Genomic DNA, 21,701 nt, shown 5'->3' on the forward strand with positions numbered 1-21,701 from the left:
CGCAACCACCCATTCGTACGATTTCCTGTCGTTTCGTCAGGCCCGTCCGTGCCGTGACGCCGTTCCGTGCCGTGACGTAGTTCCCTGTCGTCATGCCGTTCCGTGCCGCTGTCCGTCGGCGGGCTCGACGTCCCGCAGCAGCTGCCCGAAGGCCGCCTCGTCGACGATCGGCGTGCCGAACTGCCGCGCCTTGACCACCTTGGACGTGCCCGAGTCAGGGTCGTTGGTCACCAGCAGGCTGGTCAGCCGGGAGATGCTGGACGCCACGTGCAGACCGGCCTCGGTGGCCCGGTCCTCCAGCAGGTCGCGGTCGACGGAGGTGTCCCCGGAGAACGCCACCCTCATGCCCTGTTTGAGCGGTTTGCCGTCTTCGTAGCGACCGGGGTTGGGATAGGGGCACGCGGGCCTTTTGCGGGAGGGGCGCCAACTGGTCGTCCGATAGCCGCCGTAGCCCCCGTGGCCGCCCGACGACTGCCGGGGCACCGGGCGGTCCGACCACTCCGTCAGCGGCCGGCACTCCAGCAGCGGCAGCCGCACGCCGCCCGCCGCCGCCGCCCGCAGGCTCGGCCGGAACGCCTCCGCCAGCACGCGCGCGTCGTCCAGCGCGTGGTGCGCCCGCTGCTGTACGACGCCGTAGTGCGCCGCCAGCGACTCCAGCTTGAAGTTCGGCAGCGGCAGCCCCAGCTCCTTCGACAGCGCGATGGTGCACAGCCGCTGACGGACCGGCGCCTCGCGCTTCGCGCGCGCGTACTCCCGCGCGATCATCTGCCAGTCGAAGACGGCGTTGTGCGCGACCAGCACCCGGCCGTCCAGCCGGGCCGCGAACTCCTCGGCGATGTCCCCGAAGAGCGGTGCCCCTTCGAGCACCTCGCTCGTCAGACCGTGTATCCACACCGGTCCCGGGTCGCGCTCCGGGTTGACGAGTGTGTACCAGTGGTCCTCGACCTCGCCGCGCTCGTCCAGCCGGTAGACGGCCGCCGAGATGATCCGGTCGTCCCGGGCCAGGCCGGTGGTCTCCACGTCAACGACCGCGTATCCCTTCGGATACGCGGCCGGCCACTGGGTGGGGGAGGACACTGCGGTCGCACGGTCTTCGAGCATGGTCATTGAGGATACGGGCCGCGACTGACAGCGGGGTCCGGCAGGTGCGCTCGGCTCCGCCGGTTCGCCGCTCAGCCGCTCGACCGCCGCACGGGTGTGCGCTGTCTTCTGCCCGCCCACCGGTCCCGGCCGGCCGGCAGGCGCAGGGTGAAGGGGCTCGGCCGAACCGAGTGGGCAAGGCCGCGGCGGGCCTGCGAGCCCGCCCGCCGGGTGCCTGACGAGCGGCGGTATGTGTCGCACGCGCGGGTGGAGCGGTGGCACGCCAGTGCGTGCAGGGAAAACGCTGCCACGCGTGCGTGCCTGTCCTGCGCTTCTCAGGCGACCGAGTCGGGTGCACGGGTGGGCAAGCGCGAGGGCCGTGCCAACAGCGACCGCACCAGCGCCCGTACGGCCGTCACGAACAGCCGCTCGGTGTCCACGGGCCGGGCCAGCGCACGCGCCAGCGCGGGGTCGTCACCGGCGGCCTGGGAGCCCCACAGCTCCCGCTCGCCGGGCTGCTGCACCGGGGCGCGCTCGCGGTTGCGTTCCACCAGCACGTGCCCGACGACCTGGAACTGCACGGCCCGCACGAACTCGGCCGCCCGCGCGCCGCGCAGCCCGGCGGCATGCGCCTCGCGCACCAGGACCCGCTGGGCGGGCAGGAACATCCGCTCGGTCAGCCCGCGCTCGTGCACCAGGGCCACCAGATGCGGATGGTCGCGCAGTTGCCGGCGCAGCTCGCGGGCGACGCCGACCACCCGCTGCTCGGGTGTGCGCCCGGAGGGGCGGATCTCGCCGAGCTCGGCCACGGTCCGCTCCACGAGGGCGTCGAGCAGGGCCTCGCGGCCGCCGACGTGCCAGTAGATCGACGTCACGGCGGTGCCCAGGTCCGCGGCCAGCGCCCGCATGGTGAGCGCGTCCGGCCCGTGCCGCCGCACCAGAGCGGCGGCGGCCTCCAGCACCGCCTCCCGGGTCAGCGCACTCCTCGCCCCGCTCGCCATGCCTCCAACTCCCGTCCGTACGCGTGCCTTTACCCCGCACGGAGTCTGCTGTAACTGTGTTACAGGTGACGAGCCGTCAGAAGCGTGGCTCCGTCGGAAGAAGGGCGGTACGGCCCATGGCACGCGCACGCGTACGGTACGGCGCACGGACCGAGCGGGAGATCGCCGCGACGCGCACCGCGAGCGCGCGGCTCCCCGACATCTGGTCCACCGGCGTGGTGGCCGTCTGGGAGACCGACCCGGACGCGCTCGCCGCGGTCCTGCCCCCACCCCTGAAACCCACCGGCAGCCCGCTCGTCCGGGTGAACATCAGCGAGGTCGACCTGCCCGGGTACCCGCTCGGCGCGGGCTCCGTCGCGGTCGCCGCCGCGCACGGCACGGTGGACGGCTGGTACACGCTGGTCATGCCGATGACCCAGGAGCGCGCCCTCACCGGCGGACGTGAGGTGTTCGGCGAGCCCAAGAAGCTCGGCGAGGTGACGGTCGAGCGCGACGGCTCCGGCGTGCGCGCGTCGATGAGCCGGCACGGCATCGCGTTCGTCGAGGTGCGCGGCACGGCCGGCCCCGAGCTGCCGGTGCCGGAGCCGAGCCGCAGGACCGACTTCTACTTCAAGTTCCTTCCCGCCGTGGACGGTTCCGGCTTCGACACCGACCCGGTCCTGGTGCACTGCGTGCGCCACGAGAAGGTGCGCCGGCTGGAGCGGGTCACCGGGGAGGTCGTGCTGCGCGATTCGGCGTACGACCCCGTGGCCGACCTTCCGGTGCTGCGCCTGCGCGAGATCACCATCGGCGAGAAGACCAGCGACCAGAGCGGCCGGGTCGTCGAACGGGTCGACGCGCGGGCCCTGTTGCCGTACATCCATCAACGCTACGACGACCCGCTGCAGATCCTCGACGGCCCACCGGAGTCCGCCTCGCCCGAGGGGAGCGCCTGATGGACCTCGAAGCCGGGCAGGTCGCCGTCGTCACCGGGGCGGCGAGCGGGATCGGGCTCGCGATGGCCCGGCGGTTCGCCGCCGAGGGCCTGAAGGTGGTCCTCGCCGACGTGGAGGCGGCCGCCCTGGACAAGGCCGCCGCCGGCCTGCGGGCCGAGGGCGCCGAGGTTCACGCGCGCGTGGTCGACGTCGGTGAACGCGCCCAGGTCGTGGAGCTGGCGGAGGCGGCGTACGACACCTACGGCGCCGTGCACGTCCTGTGCAACAACGCGGGCGTCGGCTCGGGCGCCGAGGGCCGGATGTGGGAGCACGACCCCAACGACTGGCGGTGGGCCTTCGCCGTCAACGTGTGGGGCGTCTTCCACGGTGTGCAGGCGTTCGTGCCCAGGATGATCAAGTCGGGTCAACCCGGTCATGTGGTCAATACATCCTCCGGTGACGGTGGCATCGCACCCCTCCCGACCGCCTCCGTGTACGCGGTCACCAAGGCGGCCGTCGTCACCCTGACCGAGTCCCTGTACGCCCATCTGAGGGCCGAGCACGCGCGCGTGGGCGCCTCGGTGCTCTTCCCGGGCCCGCACATGCTGCGCACCGGCCTGTGGGAGTCGCACCGCAACCGCCCCGCCCGCTACGCCAAACAGCACCCGCGCAGGACCCCGTACCGCAGCCTCGACCAGTGGGAGGCGGCGATGCGCGAGGCCGGCCAAGAGGTCCGCTTCACGCCCGTCGAGGAGGTCGCCGCCCTCGTCGTGGCCGGCATCCGCGAGGACCGCTTCTGGCTGCTTCCGGCGAGCGAGCACAGCGACGCGCAGATCCGCGCCCGGGCCCGGTCGATGCTGGACCGCGCCAACCCGTCGTACCTCGAAAGCTTCGTCCTGGACTGAACCGAGAGGAGGCCCTGGTGAGCGCATACGACGACCCGTACCTGATCATCTCCTCCGACTGCCACGCCGGGCTGCTCACCGAGGAGTACCGGCCGTACCTGGAGTCCCGTTTCCACCGGGACTTCGACGAGTTCCTCGCGGGCCAGGGCCGGCGCCGCGAGGAGATGACCCGCCTCGGCATCCGCAACGAGACCTTCGCCGACCGGTGGTTCCGGGACAACGAGGAAGGCCTGCGCGGCGGCTGGGACACCGCGCAGCGCCTGAAGGAACTCGACGGGGACGGCGTGGCCGCCGAGGTGGTCTTCCCGGACGCCGACGCCGTCGACAGCCGCACCGCCGCACCCTTCGGCGTGGGCCTCGGCCTGACCGGCGACCACGACCCCGAACTGGGCATGGCGGGCGCCGGGCCCACAACCGCTGGCTCGCGGACTTCGTCTCCGAGCACCCCGAACGGCACTGCGGAGTAGCCCTGTTGCCCGTCACCGCCCCCGTGGACCAGGTCGTCGCCGAGATCCACCGGGCCCGGGAGTCCGGGCTCGGTGCCCTGATGATCCCGGCCCTGTGGGCGGACCGGGAGCCGTACCACGACCGCCGTTACGACCCCGTGTGGGCGGCGGCCGCCGAGTGCGGCATGCCGGTGCTCACCCACTCCGGCGCCGCCCCGCGCGAGGAGTACGGCGACCACCTCGGCATCTATGTGAGCGAGGTGACCTGGTGGCCGGCCCGGCCGCTGTGGTTCCTGCTCTGGTCCGGCGTCTTCGAACGCCACCCCTTGCTGCGCTTCGGCGTCGCCGAGTCCGGCTGCTGGTGGCTGCCGAACCTGCTGTGGTTCATGGACCGCCTCTACCTCGGCGCGCACGGCGGCAAGAAGCTCTCCCCGTTCGAGGAGCTGAAGCGCCCGCCGCACGAGTACCTGGACCGGCAGGTCTTCGTCTGCGCCACCAACACCAAACGGCGTGAACTGGCCCAGCGCTACGAGATCGGCGTCGACAACATCCTCTGGGGCAGCGACTTCCCGCACCCCGAGGGCACCTGGCCGGACACGCGCGCGTGGCTGCGCCGGACCTTCCACGACATCCCGGTGAGCGAGACCCGCCGGATGCTCGGACTGGCGGCGGCGGAGGTCTTCGGCTTCGACACCGGGAAGCTGGCCCCGCTCGCCCGCCGCATCGGCCCGACCCCCGCCGACCTCGGCCAAAGCGCCGACCAGACGGCCGTGGAGGCGTCCTGGGCGCGCTCGCGCGAGACGGGCCGGCACTGGCTGACCGGCCAGGACTTCCCGGTGCTGGGGGTGACGCGGTGAGCGACCGGTACACGGTGATCTCCGCCGACTGCCACGCGGGAGCCGATCTCCTGGACTACCGGCCGTACCTGGAGAAGCGCTACCACGACGACTTCGACGTGTGGGCCGCCACCTACGTCAACCCCTACGAGGACCTGCTCGCCGACTGCGCCGACCGCAACTGGAACTCCGAGCGGCGCCTCGCGGAGCTGGAGGCGGACGGGATCGTCGCGGAGGTGATCTTCCCGAACACCATCCCGCCGTTCTTCCCGTCCGGCTCGCTCATGGCCCCGCCGCCGACCGCGGCGGACTTCGAGCGGCGCTGGGCGGGCCTGCGCGCCCACAACCGCTGGCTGGCGGACTTCTGCGCCGCCGCGCCGGGCCGCCGGGCGGGTGTCTTCCAGATCCTGCTGGGGGACGTCGAGGAGGCCGTCAAGGAGATCCGCCGGGCCGCCTCGGCGGGCCTGAAGGGCGGCCTCATGCTGCCCGGCACCCCGCCCGGCTCGGGGCTGCCCGAGCTGTACTCGCGGACGTACGACCCGATCTGGGCCACGTGCGCGGAGCTCGGCGTCCCCGTCAACCACCACGCCGGCTCCGCCTCCCCGCCGCTCGGCGAGGAACCGGCCGCCCGCGCGGTGTTCATGGTGGAGACGACCTGGTTCTCCCACCGCGCCCTGTGGCACCTGGTGTTCGGCGGCGCCTTCCGCCGGCATCCCGGGCTGAGGCTGGTCCTGACCGAACAGGGCTCCGGCTGGATCCCCGGGGTGCTCGGCATGCTGGACTACTACCACGGCCGCCTGGTCGCGGCGGCCACCGAGGCCGGCACCGCCGAGGCCAAGTTCGGGGCCGGCCTGGCCGACGGCATGGGCGCGGCGCCCTCGCGGGTGTGGCGGGACCACTGCTTCGTCGGCGCCAGCTTCATGCGCCCGCACGAGGTGCCGCTGCGGGACCTCATCGGCGTCGACAAGATCATGTGGGGCAGCGACTACCCGCACGACGAGGGCACCCATCCGTACACCCGCGAGGCCCTGCGGTTCGCCTACGCGGGCGTGCCGCGCGCGGAGGTCGCGGCGATGCTGGGCGGCAACGCGGCCCGCGTCTACGGCTTCGACCTCGCGCTCCTCGACCCCCTGGCGGCGAAGGTGGGGCCCACGGTGGCCGAGGTCGCCGAGCCCCTGACGGAACCTCCGGCGGACGCGACCAGCCCGGTGTTCGCCCGCGGGGCGTCGGTCCGGGTGTGGTGAGGCACGAGGTGCGTCGTACGGGTCCGGCGGCCCGGAAGGTGCCATCCTCGGTCCTGTGACCGAGCCAACCCACGACGAAGCCCACGGGGGCGCGCTCGGCTCGCGGCTGAACTGGCTGCGGGCCGCCGTGCTCGGCGCGAACGACGGCATCGTCTCCACCGCGGGCATCGTCGTCGGCGTGGCCGGCGCGACCCAGAGCCGGGCCGCCCTGCTCACCGCCGGACTGGCCGGCCTGCTCGCCGGGTCGATGTCCATGGCGGCCGGCGAGTACGTCTCCGTGTCCACCCAGCGCGACTCCGAGATGGCCGCGCTGGCCGTGGAGAAACAGGAACTGCGGGAGCAGCCGGAGGCCGAGCTGCGGGAGCTGACCACGCTGCTGGAGGAACGCGGGCTGTCCCGGGACGTGGCGCGGGAGGCCGCCGAACAGCTCACCGCCCGGGACCCGCTCAGGGCGCACGCGCGCGTGGAGCTCGGCATCGACCCGGACGAGCTGACCAACCCGTGGAACGCGGCCTGGGCGAGCTTTCTGTCGTTCACCGTGGGCGCGCTGCTGCCGCTGCTGGCCATCGTGCTGCCGCCGGCCGGCTGGCGGCTCCCGGTGACCGTGCTCTCCGTGCTGGCCGCCCTCGTCCTGACGGGGTGGAGCAGCGCCCGTCTGGGCGCGGCCGACCCGAAGCCTGCGGTGCTGCGCAACGTGGTGGGCGGGGCGCTGGCGATGGGCGTGACCTACGCGGCGGGCCGGCTGCTGGGCGCGGCGGGGGTCTGACACGCGGGCCGGGGACCCTGGGCGCACGGGCCCGGCCGGCGACGGCGTACCGTGAGGTGCGCTCGACCACCCCCTGAGCGCCCGCACCGACCCGCACGAGAAGGACCCTCGCCATGCGCGCCACCACCATCCACGCCCCGTACGACATGCGCGTGGAGGACGTCCCCGAGCCCGTGGTGCAGCTGCCCACCGACGCCGTCGTACGGGTGCTGCGTGCCTGCATCTGCGGCAGTGACCTGTGGGCCTACCGGGGTGAGGCGGCCCGGCAGCCGGGCCAGCGCATCGGGCACGAGTTCCTCGGCGTCGTGGAGGAGACCGGCTCCGAGGTGAGCACCATCCGGCGCGGTGACCTGGTGGTCGCGCCGTTCATGTGGTCCGACGGCGTCTGCGACTACTGCCGCGAGGGCCTGACGACGTCCTGCGAGCACGGCGGCTTCTGGGGCTCCGTCGGCTACGACGGCGGCCAGGGCGAGGCCGTGCGGGTGCCGTTCGCCGACGGCACCCTCGTCCAGCTCCCCAAGGACGCGGCCTCCGACGACCACCTGCTGTCCGCCCTGCTGACCCTCTCCGACGTCCTCGGCACCGGCCACCACGCCGCCCTCGGCGCGGGCGCCCGCCCCGGTGCCACGGTCGCCGTCGTCGGAGACGGCGCGGTCGGCCTGTGCGCGGTGCTGGCCGCCAAGCGGCTGGGCGCCGAGCGGATCATCGCGCTCGGCCGGCACGAGGTCCGCACCGACATCGCGCGCCGTTTCGGCGCCACCGACGTCGTCGCCGAGCGCGGGGACGCGGCCGTCGAGGCCGTCCGCGAGCTCACCCGCGGCCAGGGCGCGCACGCCGTCGTCGAGGCCGTCGGCACCGAGCAGTCCATGCGTACGGCCGTCAACATCACCCGCGACGGCGGCGCGATCGGCTTCGTGGGCGTGCCGCACGGCAGCGGCACCGGCCTCGACCTCGGCGTCATGTTCGACCGGAACATCGCCCTGCGCGGCGGCGTCGCCCCGGTCCGCGCCTACATCCCGGACCTGCTCCCCGACGTCCTCGACGGCACGATCGACCCCTCACCGGTGTTCGACATGACCGTGGACATCGAGGGCGTGCCCGGGGGCTACAAGGCGATGGACGAGCGCACCGCCCTCAAGGTCCTGGTCACCGGCGACAGGTGACCCGCCGCTCCGGCGGATCGGCAGCGGCAGCGCGGTGAGCGGCCCGGGACCGCTACGACCGCGCCCAGGGCGTACGCCGTCGTCGTCAACCGGTCCAGGACCGTGCCCGACGGCATGCGGTGCAGCGAACTGCACACGCCCGTCGCAGTGATGGCGCCGAGCACGACGGCCGCCACGCGCGCGTAGCGGGCGAGCAGCGCGGCCCGGGCCGGATCGCCGTGCCACCGCCCGCCGCAGAACCGGGCAAGTCCCGGAGACCAACCGGCAGTACGGCATTCCCTCCCTACGCGCCCTACGTGCGTTTCCGGCCGCCCGCGCGCTCACCGCCAGTGGGCGCCGTCCGACCCCCACGGCGCCGGCGGCCGCGCCCAGCCGGCGGGGCCGCCCGCGAAGGACACCGGCGGCAGGGCGTGCCGCAGCCGGCCGAGCGGGCTGTCCGTCTCGGCCAGCCAGGCGTCCGGGCCCTGGTACGGCGCACCTGTGGCCGCCGCCGGCCGGATCCCGTCGGTCAGCCAGCGCGCGGTCCGGGCCAGCGCCAGCCGCACCGACCGGCCGCCCCCGTCGTACGACTGCTCGGTCAGCGCCCGCAGCACGGCCGCCGCCAGCAGGTAGCCGGTGCCGTGGTCCAGTGCCTGCGCGGGCAGCGTGCCGGGCTCCTCCACCGAGCCCTCGGTCACGGCGATGCCGGTCGCGACCTGCACCAGGCTGTCGAAGCCGCGCCGCCCGCCCCAGGGGCCGTGCGCACCCCACGCCGAGACCTGCGCCACCACCAGTCCGGGCCGGCGTGCGCACAGCGCCTTCGGTGAGAGCCCGAACCGGTCGAGGGCGCCCGGCCGGTAGCCGGTGACGACCACGTCGGCCGTGGCCAGCAGCTCCTCGAAGGTGTCGCGGCCGGAGGCGAGGTCGAGCGTCGCCGACCGCTTCCCGAAGCCCGTGTCGGCGTGCTGGTCGGGGAGTTCGGGCAGCCAGGGGGCATCGACACGGAGCACGTCCGCGCCGAGCAGGGCGAGGGTGCGGGTGGCGACCGGGCCGGCCAGCACCCGGGTCAGGTCCAGCACGCGCAGCCCGGCGGCGGGCAGCAGGGCAGCGGCGGCGGGATCGAGCGGGGCGAGCACGCGTGCGTGCGCGGAGTCGAGGCGCTCGCGCTCGACCAGCGGGCGTGCGGCCACCTCGGCGGCCTGCTCGGTGGCCGCCCACTCCGTCGGGGTGCGCAGGGCCACGGCGAGGCCGCCGGCGCCGCACACCGCCCCCTCGACCTCCACCGCGGACCGCTCGGCGAGCAGCCCGGCCACCGCCTGCGGCGAGGCGTCCGCCGGCAGGCCCAGCGCGCCGAGCAACCGGGCCCGGTGGTGCGGGTAGTTGGCGTGGGTGCGCACCCAGCCGTCGGCCGTCCGCCAGAACCGCGACAGCGGCGCGAAGCTGACCGGTGCGCGCCCGTCGACCAGCAGGTTCCGTTCACTGTGGAAGGCGGCCGCCACGGCGCCGTCGTCGACCCGGACGCCGGGCACCTCGGTGAGCCCGGCGCGCCGGGCCGCCAGTTCCGCGGCGGCCAGCGCGCAGACGCCGACGCACGCGCGCGCCAGCTGCCGTACGGGAAGCCGCGCCGGAAGAGCGCCGGGGCGCTCTTCCGTGGTCACGCGGGAGACGAGGGCGGGGTCGCCGCCCAGTGCGGTCCATGCCACTTCGATGTCAGCCGTCATGACTACACTATGCATCATTGATTGATCAATATTGATTCAATCAACTCTAAGCCCGCCCCTACTTGATCTCCGCGACGGCCTACTCGACCGCGCGCAGCGCGTTGACGACGCCGAAGCCGTAGAAGCCGTTGACGCGCTTGCCGCCGACGCACGTCGCGTCCACGACCCCGTCGCCGTCGCCGTCGTACGGCCCGCTCGGGCAGCCCGGGTTGTCCGCCTCGGCCTTCAGCAGGGCCTGCAGCTGGGCCGGAGTGGCGTGCGGATGGGCGGACTTCAGCAGCGCGGCCACCGCGGCCACGTGCGGGGAGGCCATCGAGGTGCCCTGGAGGAAGCCGTACTGGCCGTTCGGCAGCGTGGACAGGATGCGGCCGTTCTTCGACGGCGTGTCCGGGATCTGGTACTTGTCGCCGCCCGGCCCCGCCACGTCGATCACGCCCTCGCCGTAGCTGGAGTAGTACGACTTGGCGCCCTTCACGCCCACCGCGCTCACCGTCACCACACCGGGCAGCTGGGTCGGCACGTCGAAGCACTCGTGCGGGTCGACCGTGCGGGTGGTGGCCGCCGAGTCGTCGGGACTGGAGTCGTCCACGAGCGCGTGCGCGTCCAGGTCGTCGTTGGAGTTGCCCGCGGATGCCACATTGAGCGTGCCCTTGCGCTGTGCATACAGCTGGGCCCTGTTGACCGCGTCAACGATGGCACGTTGATCCGGATCGTCCATGCAGTTGTACAGCCATGGATCAACGTAGTAGCTGTTGTTGGTGATCTGTATGCCGTGGTCGGCTGCGAACACGAAGGCACAGACCACGCTCTCCGGGTAGAACAGCTGCGTCGAGTCGGGCTGGGCCACCGTGATGCTCGCGACCTTCACGCCGGGCGCCACACCGGCCACGCCTATGCCGTTGCGGGCCGCGGCTATCTCACCGGCCACATGGGTGCCGTGGTAGTGGTCGGCGTCCGCCGGGCGCCAGGCGCCGTACGTCGTGTCCGCCCTGCCGCTCACACAGTTCGCCGACTGGGAGGCGGAGAAGTTCGGGGCGATGTCCGGGTGGGTGTCGTCCACGCCCGTGTCGATGACACCGACGGTCACGCTGCCGCTGCCCGGGTTGATCCGCGCGGCCCGGTCGGCGCCGATCGCCCGCAGGTCCCACTGGTCCGCCTCGAGCGGCTCCTCGCCCGGCGCGGCGGTCTTGGCGAGCCGCGCGGCCTGCGCCTTCGACAGGACCTGCACCGCGCCCTCGTCGGTCGTCCCCGCGGCACTCAGCGGCGCCGTGCGCGTGGCGCCCGCCGAGTCCACCCCGCGTACCGCGCGCATCCGCGCGGCGAAGTCCGCCTGCGCCGAGTGGACGACGATCACACCGATCGTGGCGTAACTGGCCACGATCGAGCCGCCGTTGCGGACGATCTCCCGCTGCACGGACTCGATCGTGCGGTGATCCGTACGGGTGTTGACCACGTACGCGAGGTTCGGTCCGTCCGCCGTCCGCACCGCGCCGGCCGCGGCGGGAGCGGCCGAGGCGGCCGCCGGCAGGAAGCCGAGCGAGGCGGTCAGGGAGAGCACGACGGGCACGGCGAGCGCGAGCCGGCGTCTGGAACGCAGATGAACCATGGGGTCTCCACTTCATCCGGATACGAAACCGCCCGAGACACAGATGGTGCTCGGGCAGGTACATGACGCGTGGTGCAGGCAGAAGCTAACCCCATGGCTCACCTCTCAGCAATGTCTTGGCAATGGCTTGCCAAGACCGCTTGCGAAACAACTCATAGGACTTGAACCGGTCCTCGCGTGGCGCCGTGGACCTTGGGCAGGGAGCGCCAGCACGATCGAGCTCCCCGTTCGTCACCGCATCCGCAACGCGAGGAGACTCCGTGGCCACCGAGACACCGCCCCCCGCCCGACCGGGGGCCCCACTTCCCTCCACCGAGGAGTTCGCCGAGGTGCAGCAGAGCGCGGAGTTCGGTGAACTGCGCCGCGCCCACCGCTCGTTCGCCTTCCCGCTGGCCGTCGCCTTCACCTCCTGGTACCTGCTGTACGTGCTGCTCTCCAACTACGCGGGCGGCTTCATGGGCACCAAGGTGGCCGGCAACATCAATGTGGCCCTCGTCCTGGGCCTCGCCCAGTTCCTCACCACGTTCCTCATCGCGTGGTGGTACGCCCGGCACGCCGCCGCCGAGCTCGACCCCAAGGCGGAGGCCATCAAGTCCCGGATGGAGGGCGGCGCATGAGCCCTGCGATCATGCTGGCCGCCGGGGAGGCGAGCCGGCACCGGCCGCTGATCATCACCCTGTTCTCGGTGTTCGTCGCCGCGACCCTCGTCATCACCGTCTGGGCGGGCCGCCAGACCAAGGACGCCGCCGACTTCTACGCGGGCGGACGCCAGTTCACCGGCTTCCAGAACGGACTCGCCGTCTCCGGCGACTACATGTCCGCCGCGTCCTTCCTCGGCATCGCCGGCGCCATCGCCCTGTTCGGCTACGACGGCTTCCTGTACTCCATCGGCTTCCTCGTCGCCTGGCTCGTCGCCCTCCTCCTGGTCGCCGAACCGCTGCGCAACTCCGGCCGCTACACCATGGGCGACGTACTGGCCTACCGGATGCGCCAGCGCCCGGTCCGCACGGCCGCCGGCACCTCCACGATCGTGGTCTCGATCTTCTACCTGCTCGCCCAGATGGCCGGCGCCGGGGTCCTCGTCTCGCTGCTGCTGGGCATCACCAGCGACGGCGGCAAGATCGGCATCGTCGCCCTGGTCGGCGTCCTGATGATCGTCTACGTCACCATCGGCGGCATGAAGGGCACCACCTGGGTCCAGATGGTCAAGGCGGTCCTGCTGATCGCCGGTGCCCTGCTGCTGACCTTCCTGGTCCTGCTGAAGTTCCACTTCAACGTCTCCGACCTGCTCGGCAAGGCCGCCGACAACAGCGGCAAGGGCACGGCGTTCCTGGAGCCGGGGCTGAAGTACGGCGCCACCGGCACCACCAAGCTGGACTTCATCTCGCTCGGCCTCGCCCTGGTCCTGGGCACCGCGGGCCTGCCGCACATCCTGATCCGTTTCTACACCGTGCCCACGGCCAAGGCCGCCCGTAAGTCGGTCATCTGGGCGATCGGCCTGATCGGCGCCTTCTACCTGATGACCCTCGCCCTCGGCTTCGGCGCCGCCGCGCTGATCAAACCGGACGAGATCATCACCTCCAACAAGGCGGGCAACACCGCGGCCCCCCTCCTGGCGCTGCATCTGGGCGGCGTCGACTCCGACTGGGGCGCGATCCTGCTCGCCACCATCTCGGCCGTCGCCTTCGCCACCATCCTGGCCGTCGTCGCGGGCCTCACCCTGGCCTCGTCGTCCTCCTTCGCCCACGACATCTACGCCAATGTCATCAAGAAGGGCCGGGCCACCGAGAAGCAGGAGGTCGGCGCGGCCCGCTGGGCGACCGTCGGCATCGGCGCGGTGTCGGTCGTCCTCGGCGCCCTGGCCCGCGACCTGAACGTGGCCGGCCTGGTCGCCCTTGCCTTCGCGGTCGCGGCCTCCGCCAACCTGCCGACCATCCTCTACAGCCTGTTCTGGAAGCGGTTCACCACCTCGGGTGCCCTGTGGTCGATCTACGGCGGCCTGGTCACCGCGGTCGGCCTGGTGCTGTTCTCCCCGGTCCTCTCCGGCAGCCCCGCCTCGATGTTCCCCGGCGTCGACTTCCACTGGTTCCCGCTGGAGAACCCCGGCATCATCTCCATCCCGGTCGGGTTCCTGCTCGGCGTCGTGGGCACCCTGCTGTCCAAGGAGGTCCCGGACGCCGGCAAGTACGCCGAACTGGAGGTGCGGTCCCTGACCGGCACCGGAGCACACTGAGCTTCGTACGACGGCCGCGTCGTGCCGGGCCTGTACGGTCCTACGACGCGGCCGTGCCGTACCTCGTCGGATCGGGCCGCTGTCGTTGTCAGTGGTGTCACGTAGGCTCGCAGTGACGGTAGACAATCGTTCCGGGATTCGAGGGAGGGGGCCCACGTGCTCATCGACACCTACGGCCGGGTGGCCACCGACCTGAGGGTCTCGCTGACCGACCGCTGCAATCTGCGCTGCACGTACTGCATGCCCGAGGAGGGCCTGCAGTGGCTGGCCAAGCCCGACCTGCTCACCGACGACGAGATCGTCCGCCTCGTCGACATCGCCGTGCGCCTGCTCGGCATCGAGGAGGTCCGCTTCACCGGCGGCGAGCCGCTGCTGCGCCCCGGCCTGGTCGGCATCGTCGAGCGCGTGGCGGCGCTCGACCCCCGCCCGCAGCTGTCCCTCACCACCAACGGCATCGGCCTCAGGCGCACCGCGGCCGCCCTGAAGGCCGCCGGCCTGGACCGGGTCAACGTCTCCCTGGACACCCTCCGCGCCGACGTCTTCAAGACCCTGACCCGCCGCGACCGCCACAAGGATGTCCTCGAAGGCCTCGAGGCCGCCCGCGAGGCCGGCCTGACCCCCGTCAAGGTCAACTCGGTCCTGATGCCGGGGCTGAACGACGACGAGGCCCCCGACCTGCTGGCCTGGGCCGTGGCGCAGGACTACGAACTGCGCTTCATCGAGCAGATGCCGCTGGACGCCCAGCACGGCTGGAAGCGCGAGGGCATGGTCACCGCCGGGGACATCCTGGCCTCCCTGCGCACCCGCTTCGACCTCACCCCCGAGGGCGCCGACGCGCGCGGCTCGGCCCCGGCGGAGCGCTGGCTGGTGAACGGCGGCCCGCACCGGGTCGGCGTCATCGCCTCGGTCACCCGCCCGTTCTGCGCGGCCTGCGACCGCACCCGCCTCACGGCCGACGGTCAGATACGCACGTGCCTCTTCGCGACCGAGGAGACGGACCTGCGCGCAGCCCTCCGCAGCGGTGCCCCCGACGAGGAGATCGCCCGCATCTGGAAGCTGGCGATGTGGGGGAAGAAGGCGGGGGCGGGCCTGGACGACCCGTCGTTCGTGCAGCCGGACCGGCCGATGTCGGCGATCGGCGGCTAGGCCCCTTCGGGATCCTGCCAGTCGGCGAACTTCACGACGTCCTTCAGGAAACCCCGCACCCCGAGGAACTGCGAAAGATGCTCGCGATGCTCCTCGCAGGCGAGCCACGTCTTGCGCCGCTCCGGCGTGTGGATCTTCGGGTTGTTCCACGCCAGCACCCACACGGCGTCGGCACGGCAGCCCTTGGCGGAGCAGATGGGGGTCTCGTCACTCACAGGATCGTCTCGGGTTCGTCGTACAGAAGGGGCCCGAACAAGGCGACGCCGAGCAGCCACGGGGGGAGCTGCCCGGCGTCGGTCCGTCGCTCCGACGGGGGATGCGGAGCGCGTACGCAGTATGTCACGGTTACCCCGCCGCCCGGCACTGGAACTACACGATTGATCTGAGCTTTTCTTGAGCTTGACGGGCGGCGGCGTTCCGCTTCCGGCGTACCCGTCGTGGTCACGCGGGGTCGGCCCGCTCACCATGCGCGCCCGTCGGTCGGGCCGCCGCGTCCTCCGGTACGGATTCCGCCTCGGCCTCCTCCGCCCGCGGCGTGATCATCGGCCGCATCGGCGCGGTGATGAACGTCGACGGAAGGGACGGCGGCCGCTCCCGGCCGGCGTTCGCGATCACCACGGCGATATAGGGGAGCAGCGCTCCGGCGACGAGCGCCACGACGGCGACGTACCGCTCGACGTTCCACAGGGAGACCGCGAGGATCACCGACACCGTGCGGATCGTCATCGAGATGACGTACCTGCGCTGCCGGCCCCGCACGTCCTCGGCGAGTCCCGTCCGGGCTCCGGTGATCCGGAACACCTGGACGCTGCCGCCGTGCTGTTTCCGCATCACATTCCACCATCCGCCCGCATCGGCTCTGCCCGACCTCCTTACGTTACGCCGCGGCCGCGCTGCCCACGAGACCGGGTCGCCCGCTGCCTGCGGCAACGCCCCCGGCCCTGCCGCGCACGGGTGAATCCGACATGCGCCGTACGGCCCACCGACCCACACTGGCCGTACTGCTCACGTCGAGGCCGTACGAGGAGGCAGCCATGGGCTGGTTGTGGGCGATCATCGTGGGATTCGTGCTCGGCGTGATCGCCAAGGCGGTCATCCCGGGCAAGCAGCACAGCCCCCTCTGGCTGACCACCATCTGCGGCATGCTCGGCGCCATCGTCGGCAACGCGGTCGCCCGCGCCGTCGGCGTCGCCTCGACCCGGGGCATCGACTGGAGCCGCCACATCTTCCAGCTGGTGGCCGCGATCATCATCGTCGCGGCCGTGGACGCCCTGTACATGGCGACGCTGGGGAAGAGGAAGCAGGAGAGGGTCGGGGTTTGAAAAGCAAGCTGGGGTGAAGCGCCCCTGAAGGGGCGCGGGGCTGTGTCGACATGCGGCTCCGCCGCGGGGGCGCGACAAGCCACAACGAAGCCGCGGTCGCCGGCCCACCCCACGCCCCGACGGCGCTCAGGCGCCCACGACCTCCACCGCGGCCAGGTTCTTCTTCCCCCGCCGCAGCACCAGCCACCGCCCGTCCAGCAGATCCTCGGACGAGGGCACCGCGTCCTCGGAGGCGACCTTCACGTTGTTCACGTAGGCCCCGCCCTCCTTCACCGTCCGCCGCGCGGCGGACTTGCTGGCGACGAGCCCGACCTCGGCGAACAGGTCCACCACCGGGCCCAGCTCGGTGACCTGGATGTGCGGCACCTCCGACAGCGCCGCCGCCAGCGTCCGCCCGTCCAGGTCCGCCAGCTCGCCCTGCCCGAACAGGGCACGGCTCGCGGCGATCACCGCGGCCGTCTGGTCGGCGCCGTGCACCAGCGTCGTCAGCTCCTCGGCGAGCGCGCGCTGCGCGGCCCGGGCCTGCGGCCGCTCCTCGGTCTGCCGCTCCAGGTCCTCGATCTCCTCCCGGGACCTGAAGCTGAAGATGCGCAGGAACTTCGAGACATCCCGGTCGTCCGCGTTCACCCAGAACTGGTAGAACGCGTACGGCGTGGTCATCTCGGGGTCGAGCCACACCGTGCCGGACTCGGTCTTGCCGAACTTGGTGCCGTCCGCCTTGGTGATCAGCGGGGTGCCCAGCGCGTGCACCACGGCGTTCTGCTCCACCCGGTGGATCAGGTCCGTGCCCGAGGTGAGGTTGCCCCACTGGTCGCTGCCGCCGGTCTGCAGCGTGCAGCCGTGCCGCCGGTACAGCTGCAGGAAGTCCATGCCCTGCAGGATCTGGTAGCTGAACTCGGTGTAGCTGATGCCCGCGTCGGAGTTCAGCCGCCGGGAGACGGCTTCCTTGGCGATCATCTTGTTGACCCGGAAGTGCTTGCCGATGTCCCGCAGGAACTCGATGGCCGACAGGCCCTGGGTCCAGTCCAGGTTGTTGACCATGACGGCGGCGTGCGGCCCGTCGAAGTGCAGCAGCGGCTCGATCTGGGCGCGCAGCCGGTCCACCCAGCCCGCCACGACCTCCGGTGCGTTCAGCGTGCGCTCGGCCGTCGGCTTCGGGTCGCCGATGAGACCCGTGGCCCCGCCTACCAGCGCCAGCGGCCGGTTACCGGCCTCCTGGATGCGGCGCATCGTGAGGATCTGCACCAGGTTGCCGAGGTGCAGGCTGGGCGCGGTCGGGTCGAAGCCGCAATAGAACGTGACGGGGCCGTCCGCGAACGCCTTGCGCAGTGCGTCCTCGTCCGTGGAAAGGGCGATGAGCCCTCGCCACTTCAGCTCGTCGACGATGTCCGTCACGGTTCTCGTATCTCCTTGATGGTCCTCGGGCAGTCGAGCGACTACCGCCTACGAGGTTATACGCCCTGACTGACAGAGCTCATGTTGAAATCGGGGATCCGCAGCGCGGGCATCGCAGCCCTAGTGAACCAGTCGCTCCACTCCCTCGGCAGCGTCTTTTCCGTGCGCCCCGCCTCCGTGGCCCGCCCCAGCAGGTCCACCGGTGACTCGTTGAACCGGAAGTTGTTGACCTGCCCGGTCACCTCGCCGTTCTCCACGAGGTAGACGCCGTCCCGGGTCAGGCCCGTCAGCAGCAGCGTCGCCGGGTCGACCTCGCGGATGTACCACAGGCAGGTCAGCAGCAGCCCGCGCTCGGTGTCCGCGACCATCTCCTCCAGCGAGCGGTCGTTCCCGCCGTCGAGGATCAGGTTCCCGAGCACCGGGGCCACCGGCAGCCCGGTCAGGCCCGCGCTGTGCCGGGTGGTGGTCAGGTGCTTGAGCACACCCTCGCTGATCCACTCCGTCGCGTGGGTCGGCAGCCCGTTGTCGAACACCGACTGGTCCCCGCCGGAAGAGTGGGCGACCACGAAGGGCGGGCACTCCAGGCCCGGCTCGTTCGGGTCGCTGCGGAGGTTCAGCGGCAGCTCGGCGAGCTTCTCGCCGACGCGCGTGCCGCCGCCCGGCCTGGAGAACACCGTCCGGCCCTCGGCCGCGTCCCGGCCCGACGCCGACCACAGCTGGTAGATCAGCAGGTCCGCCACGGCGGTGGGCGGCAGCAGCGTCTCGTAGCGGCCGGCGGGCAGCTCGACGCGCCGCTCGGCCCAGCCGAGCCGTACGGCCAGCTCCGCGTCGAGCGCGCCAAGCTCGATGTCCTTGAAGTCCCGCGTGGAGCGGCCGGCCCAGGCCGAGCGCGTGCGGTCGGGCGACTTGGCGTTCAGCTCCAGCGTCCCGGTGGGCTGGTCGTGCCTCAGGCGCAGCCCGGTGGACGTCCCCAGATACGTCGACACCAGCTCGTGGTTGGCGAAGCCGTACAGCTCACGGCCGCCCGCACGCGCGCGTGCGAACGCCTCGCCGAGCGCCGGGGCGAAGTCGGCGAACACCGCGGAGGAGGTCTCGGCGGGCGCGTCCGTGAAGTCCGGCGACTGCGGCACATCGCCGACCAGCGGCTGCGCGTCCTCGGCGGGCCCCGCACCGCGCGCCGCGGTCTCGGCGGCCCGCATCAGCGGCTCCAGCTCCTCGGCGGTGACCGCCGACCGCGACACGACACCCGAGGCGGTGCCCTCCTTGCCGTCCACGGTGGCGATCACGGTGAGCGTACGGCCGCGCGTCACACCGTTCGTGGTCAGCGCGTTGCCCGCCCAGCGCAGGTTGGCCGTGGAGTGCTCGTCGGCGATGACGACACAGCCGTCGGCCCGGGACAGCCCGAGCGCCTGCTCGACGATCTCGTGCGGCTTGTTCGTGCGGGCGCTCATCGACCGGCCTCCTGCGTGGTGTTGAGGATGTTCACTGCCCTGAACAGGGCCGACGGGCACCCGTGCGACACGGAGGCCACCTGTCCCGGCTGGGCCTTGCCGCAGTTGAAGGCGCCGCCCAGGACGTACGTCTGGGGCCCGCCCACGGCGGTCATCGAGCCCCAGAAGTCGGTCGTGTTCGCCTGGTAGGCCACGTCCTTCAGCTGCCCGGTGATCCGGCCGTTCTCGATCCTGAAGAAGCGCTGCCCGGTGAACTGGAAGTTGTAGCGCTGCATGTCGATCGACCAGGACCGGTCGCCGACCACGTAGATGCCCCGGTCGACGCCGCCGATGAGGTCCTCGGTGGACAGCCCCGCCGGATCCGGCCGCAGGGACACGTTGGCCATGCGCTGCACCGGCACATGCGCGGGGGAGTCGGCGTACGCACACCCGTTGGACCGGTCGAACCCGGTGAGCCGGGCGATCCGCCGGTCCAGTTGGTAGCCGACCAGGGTGCCGTCCTTCACCAGGTCCCAGGACTGCCCCTCGACGCCCTCGTCGTCGTACCCGATGGTCGCGAGGCCGTGCTCGGCGGTGCGGTCCCCGGTGACGTTCATCAGCTGGGAGCCGTACCGCAGCTTGCCCAGCTGGTCGAAGGTGGCGAAGGAGGTGCCGGCGTAGGCGGCCTCGTAGCCGAGCGCGCGGTCCAGTTCCGTCGCGTGCCCGATGGACTCGTGGATGGTCAGCCACAGGTTGGACGGGTCGACCACCAGGTCGTACAGCCCCGGCTCCACGCTCGGCGCCCGCATCTTCTCGGCGAGCAGCTCCGGGATCCGCGCCAGCTCGTCGTCCCAGTCCCAGCCGGTGCCGGTCAGGTACTCCCAGCCACGGCCGACCGGCGGCGCGAGGGTGCGCATCGAGTCGAACTCGCCGCTGGACTCGTCGACCGAGACCGCGGTCAGCTGCGGATGCAGCCGTACCCGCTGCTGGGTGGTCACGGTCCCGGCGGTGTCCGCGTAGAACTTGTTCTCGTGCACGGTGAGCAGCGAGGCGTCCACGTGGTCGACGCCGTCCGCGGCCAGCAGCCGCGCGCTCCACTCCGCCAGCAGCCCCGCCTTCTCCTCGTCGGGCACCGAGAAGGGATCGATCTCGTACGACGACACCCACGTCCGGTCGGCGTGCACCGGCTCGTCGGCCAGCTCGACGCGCTCGTCCGCCCCGGCGGCCTTGATGACCTGTGCGGACAGCTTGGCCATGGCCACCGCCTGTGAGGCCACCCTGGCGGCCGCGTCCATGGTCAGGTCCACCCCGGAGGCGAAGCCCCACGAGCCGCCGTGCACGACCCGCACCGCGTACCCGAGGTCGGTGGTGTCCGACGAGCCGGCGGGCCTGGCGTCGCGCAGCCGCCAGGACGCGCTGCGCACCCGCTCGAACCGGAAGTCCGCGTGCTCGGCCCCGAGCGCACGCGCGCGTGCCAGCGCGGCGTCCGCGAGGGACCGTAGCGGAAGCGCCGTGAAGGCTTCATCGATGGAATGAGGCACGGAGGTCTCCCTGCTGTCGTGGCCTGTCGGCTCCGATCATGTCGCGGGAGCGGCCCGGCGGACCACACGTTTCGAGCCCGGACCGGGGTGGTTCTGTAGGGACCCGACAGTGACTCCCGCCCGCCACTGTCGGTGCCCGAATGCCCACCGGCCCGGCCGTACCGATAGGTTTTCGATGAAGCCGCCTGTCATCCAGGTGTCCGGGCGGGTTGTCCGACATCTGCAGACCGCTATCGAAAGGGTGATCCGTTGAGCCGCTCGGTTCTCGTCACCGGAGGAAACCGGGGCATCGGCCTCGCCATCGCCCGCGCGTTCGCCGACGCCGGCGACAAGGTCGCGATCACATACCGCTCGGGTGAGCCGCCGGCCGCCCTGACGGATCTGGGCTGCCTGGCGGTCAAGTGCGACATCACCGACCCGGAGCAGGTGGAGCAGGCCTACAAGGAGATCGAGGAGCAGCACGGGCCGGTCGAGATACTGATCGCGAACGCCGGTGTGACCAAGGACCAGCTCCTGATGCGCATGTCCGAGGAGGACTTCGCCTCGGTCATCGACACCAACCTCACCGGCACCTTCCGTGTGGTCAAGCGCGCCAACCGCGGCATGCTCCGCGCCAAGAAGGGCCGCGTCATCCTGATCTCGTCCGTGGTCGGCCTGCTCGGCTCGGCGGGCCAGGCGAACTACGCCGCCTCCAAGGCCGCCCTGATTGGCTTCGCGCGCTCCCTCGCCCGTGAGCTGGGGTCGCGCAACATCACCTTCAACGTCGTCGCGCCCGGTTTCGTCGACACCGACATGACCAAGGTGCTCAGCGACGAGCAGCGCCAGAACATCGTCTCTCAGGTGCCGCTCGGCCGTTACGCGCAGCCGGAGGAGATCGCCGCGACGGTGCGGTTCCTCGCCTCGGACGACGCCTCGTACATCACTGGAGCCGTCATTCCCGTTGACGGCGGACTGGGAATGGGTCACTGATCAC

19 protein-coding genes and 1 pseudogene are annotated in these 21,701 nt (G+C 72.0%); 11 read left to right on the top strand and 9 right to left on the bottom strand.

The window, feature by feature from the left end; translation table 11 throughout:
- Positions 1–90: 90 nt before the first annotated feature.
- The gene (locus tag ABB07_RS29830; RefSeq protein ID WP_208901617.1) at positions 91–1,101 is read right to left on the bottom strand and encodes a DEDDh family exonuclease; all 1,011 of its coding nucleotides are present in this window, start codon (positions 1,099–1,101) and stop codon (positions 91–93) included.
- 314 nt (positions 1,102–1,415) lie between these two features.
- Complete coding sequence (locus ABB07_RS29835) at positions 1,416–2,081, bottom strand: TetR/AcrR family transcriptional regulator (protein WP_208901618.1); 666 nt, start codon at positions 2,079–2,081, stop codon at positions 1,416–1,418.
- 116 nt (positions 2,082–2,197) lie between these two features.
- On the opposite strand from ABB07_RS29835, the gene ABB07_RS29840 reads away from it, so the two are divergent.
- From ABB07_RS29840 to ABB07_RS29865, 6 genes and pseudogenes are all read left to right on the top strand, one after another.
- Entirely contained in the window at positions 2,198–3,016 is an 819-nt protein-coding gene (locus ABB07_RS29840; RefSeq protein WP_208901619.1) for an acetoacetate decarboxylase family protein, read from the top strand.
- Positions 3,016–3,900: an SDR family NAD(P)-dependent oxidoreductase gene (locus ABB07_RS29845; protein ID WP_208901620.1), complete on the top strand. Its 885-nt coding sequence runs from the start codon at positions 3,016–3,018 to the stop codon at positions 3,898–3,900. Before ABB07_RS29840 ends, ABB07_RS29845 begins: the two co-directional genes overlap by 1 nt.
- Positions 3,901–3,917: 17 nt before the next feature.
- Positions 3,918–5,203: pseudogene (locus ABB07_RS29850) on the top strand (amidohydrolase family protein).
- On the top strand, positions 5,200–6,426 hold the full coding sequence (locus ABB07_RS29855) for an amidohydrolase family protein (protein WP_208901621.1): 1,227 nt from the start codon (positions 5,200–5,202) through the stop codon (positions 6,424–6,426). The pseudogene ABB07_RS29850 and the gene ABB07_RS29855 overlap by 4 nt, the downstream one beginning before the upstream one ends.
- A gap of 55 nt (positions 6,427–6,481) precedes the next feature.
- Positions 6,482–7,192, top strand: a complete 711-nt coding sequence (locus ABB07_RS29860; protein ID WP_208901622.1) for a VIT1/CCC1 transporter family protein — start codon at positions 6,482–6,484, stop codon at positions 7,190–7,192.
- A gap of 113 nt (positions 7,193–7,305) precedes the next feature.
- Positions 7,306–8,355, top strand: coding sequence for a zinc-dependent alcohol dehydrogenase family protein (locus ABB07_RS29865; RefSeq protein WP_208901623.1), 1,050 nt, complete (start codon positions 7,306–7,308; stop codon positions 8,353–8,355).
- Positions 8,356–8,675: 320 nt separating this feature from the next.
- Here the strand turns inward: ABB07_RS29865 and ABB07_RS29870 are convergent, their stop codons facing one another.
- Both ABB07_RS29870 and ABB07_RS29875 read right to left on the bottom strand, forming a co-directional pair.
- Positions 8,676–10,055, bottom strand: a complete 1,380-nt coding sequence (locus ABB07_RS29870) for a CoA transferase (RefSeq protein ID WP_208901624.1) — start codon at positions 10,053–10,055, stop codon at positions 8,676–8,678.
- Between the two features lie 79 nt (positions 10,056–10,134).
- Positions 10,135–11,661, bottom strand: a complete 1,527-nt coding sequence (locus ABB07_RS29875) for a S8 family peptidase (RefSeq protein WP_208901625.1) — start codon at positions 11,659–11,661, stop codon at positions 10,135–10,137.
- Between the two features lie 260 nt (positions 11,662–11,921).
- On the opposite strand from ABB07_RS29875, the gene ABB07_RS29880 reads away from it, so the two are divergent.
- The 3 genes from ABB07_RS29880 to moaA all read left to right on the top strand — a co-directional run bounded on the left by ABB07_RS29880 (position 11,922) and on the right by moaA (position 15,040).
- Positions 11,922–12,278 (top strand): DUF485 domain-containing protein, encoded by a 357-nt coding sequence (locus tag ABB07_RS29880; RefSeq protein WP_208901626.1) that lies wholly within the window; start codon positions 11,922–11,924, stop codon positions 12,276–12,278.
- The gene (locus ABB07_RS29885) at positions 12,275–13,894 is read left to right on the top strand and encodes a solute symporter family protein (RefSeq protein WP_208901627.1); all 1,620 of its coding nucleotides are present in this window, start codon (positions 12,275–12,277) and stop codon (positions 13,892–13,894) included. The genes ABB07_RS29880 and ABB07_RS29885 overlap by 4 nt, the downstream gene beginning before the upstream one ends.
- Before the next feature lie 156 nt (positions 13,895–14,050).
- The gene (gene moaA, locus ABB07_RS29890) at positions 14,051–15,040 is read left to right on the top strand and encodes a GTP 3',8-cyclase MoaA (protein WP_208901628.1); all 990 of its coding nucleotides are present in this window, start codon (positions 14,051–14,053) and stop codon (positions 15,038–15,040) included.
- Here the strand turns inward: moaA and ABB07_RS29895 are convergent.
- Together ABB07_RS29895 and ABB07_RS29900 are read right to left on the bottom strand one after the other, a co-directional pair.
- Complete coding sequence (locus ABB07_RS29895; RefSeq protein ID WP_208901629.1) at positions 15,037–15,255, bottom strand: hypothetical protein; 219 nt, start codon at positions 15,253–15,255, stop codon at positions 15,037–15,039. The genes moaA and ABB07_RS29895 overlap by 4 nt on opposite strands.
- A gap of 226 nt (positions 15,256–15,481) precedes the next feature.
- Positions 15,482–15,871 carry a DUF3099 domain-containing protein gene (locus tag ABB07_RS29900; protein WP_208901630.1) on the bottom strand — a complete coding sequence of 130 codons (390 nt, stop codon included), beginning with the start codon at positions 15,869–15,871 and terminating at the stop codon, positions 15,482–15,484.
- A 203-nt stretch (positions 15,872–16,074) separates the two neighbouring features.
- Between ABB07_RS29900 and ABB07_RS29905 the strand changes: the two genes are divergently transcribed.
- Positions 16,075–16,362: a GlsB/YeaQ/YmgE family stress response membrane protein gene (locus tag ABB07_RS29905; RefSeq protein WP_055710242.1), complete on the top strand. Its 288-nt coding sequence runs from the start codon at positions 16,075–16,077 to the stop codon at positions 16,360–16,362.
- Between the two features lie 126 nt (positions 16,363–16,488).
- Here ABB07_RS29905 and tyrS read toward each other — a convergent pair whose 3' ends face one another.
- Genes tyrS through ABB07_RS29920 form a run of 3 tightly spaced genes read right to left on the bottom strand, consistent with a single transcriptional unit; the run spans position 16,489 to position 20,728 of the window.
- Complete coding sequence (gene tyrS, locus ABB07_RS29910; protein ID WP_208901631.1) at positions 16,489–17,757, bottom strand: tyrosine--tRNA ligase; 1,269 nt, start codon at positions 17,755–17,757, stop codon at positions 16,489–16,491.
- Between the two features lie 56 nt (positions 17,758–17,813).
- Positions 17,814–19,208: a TldD/PmbA family protein gene (locus tag ABB07_RS29915; protein ID WP_208901632.1), complete on the bottom strand. Its 1,395-nt coding sequence runs from the start codon at positions 19,206–19,208 to the stop codon at positions 17,814–17,816.
- Positions 19,205–20,728: a TldD/PmbA family protein gene (locus ABB07_RS29920; RefSeq protein WP_208901633.1), complete on the bottom strand. Its 1,524-nt coding sequence runs from the start codon at positions 20,726–20,728 to the stop codon at positions 19,205–19,207. The genes ABB07_RS29915 and ABB07_RS29920 overlap by 4 nt, the downstream gene beginning before the upstream one ends.
- A gap of 249 nt (positions 20,729–20,977) precedes the next feature.
- Between ABB07_RS29920 and fabG the strand changes: the two genes are divergently transcribed.
- Entirely contained in the window at positions 20,978–21,697 is a 720-nt protein-coding gene (fabG, locus tag ABB07_RS29925; RefSeq protein ID WP_208901634.1) for a 3-oxoacyl-[acyl-carrier-protein] reductase, read from the top strand.
- The last annotated feature ends 4 nt before the right edge of the window (positions 21,698–21,701 follow it).

It is taken from the genome of Streptomyces incarnatus (assembly GCF_001027185.1).
Classification (GTDB): domain Bacteria; phylum Actinomycetota; class Actinomycetes; order Streptomycetales; family Streptomycetaceae; genus Streptomyces; species Streptomyces puniciscabiei.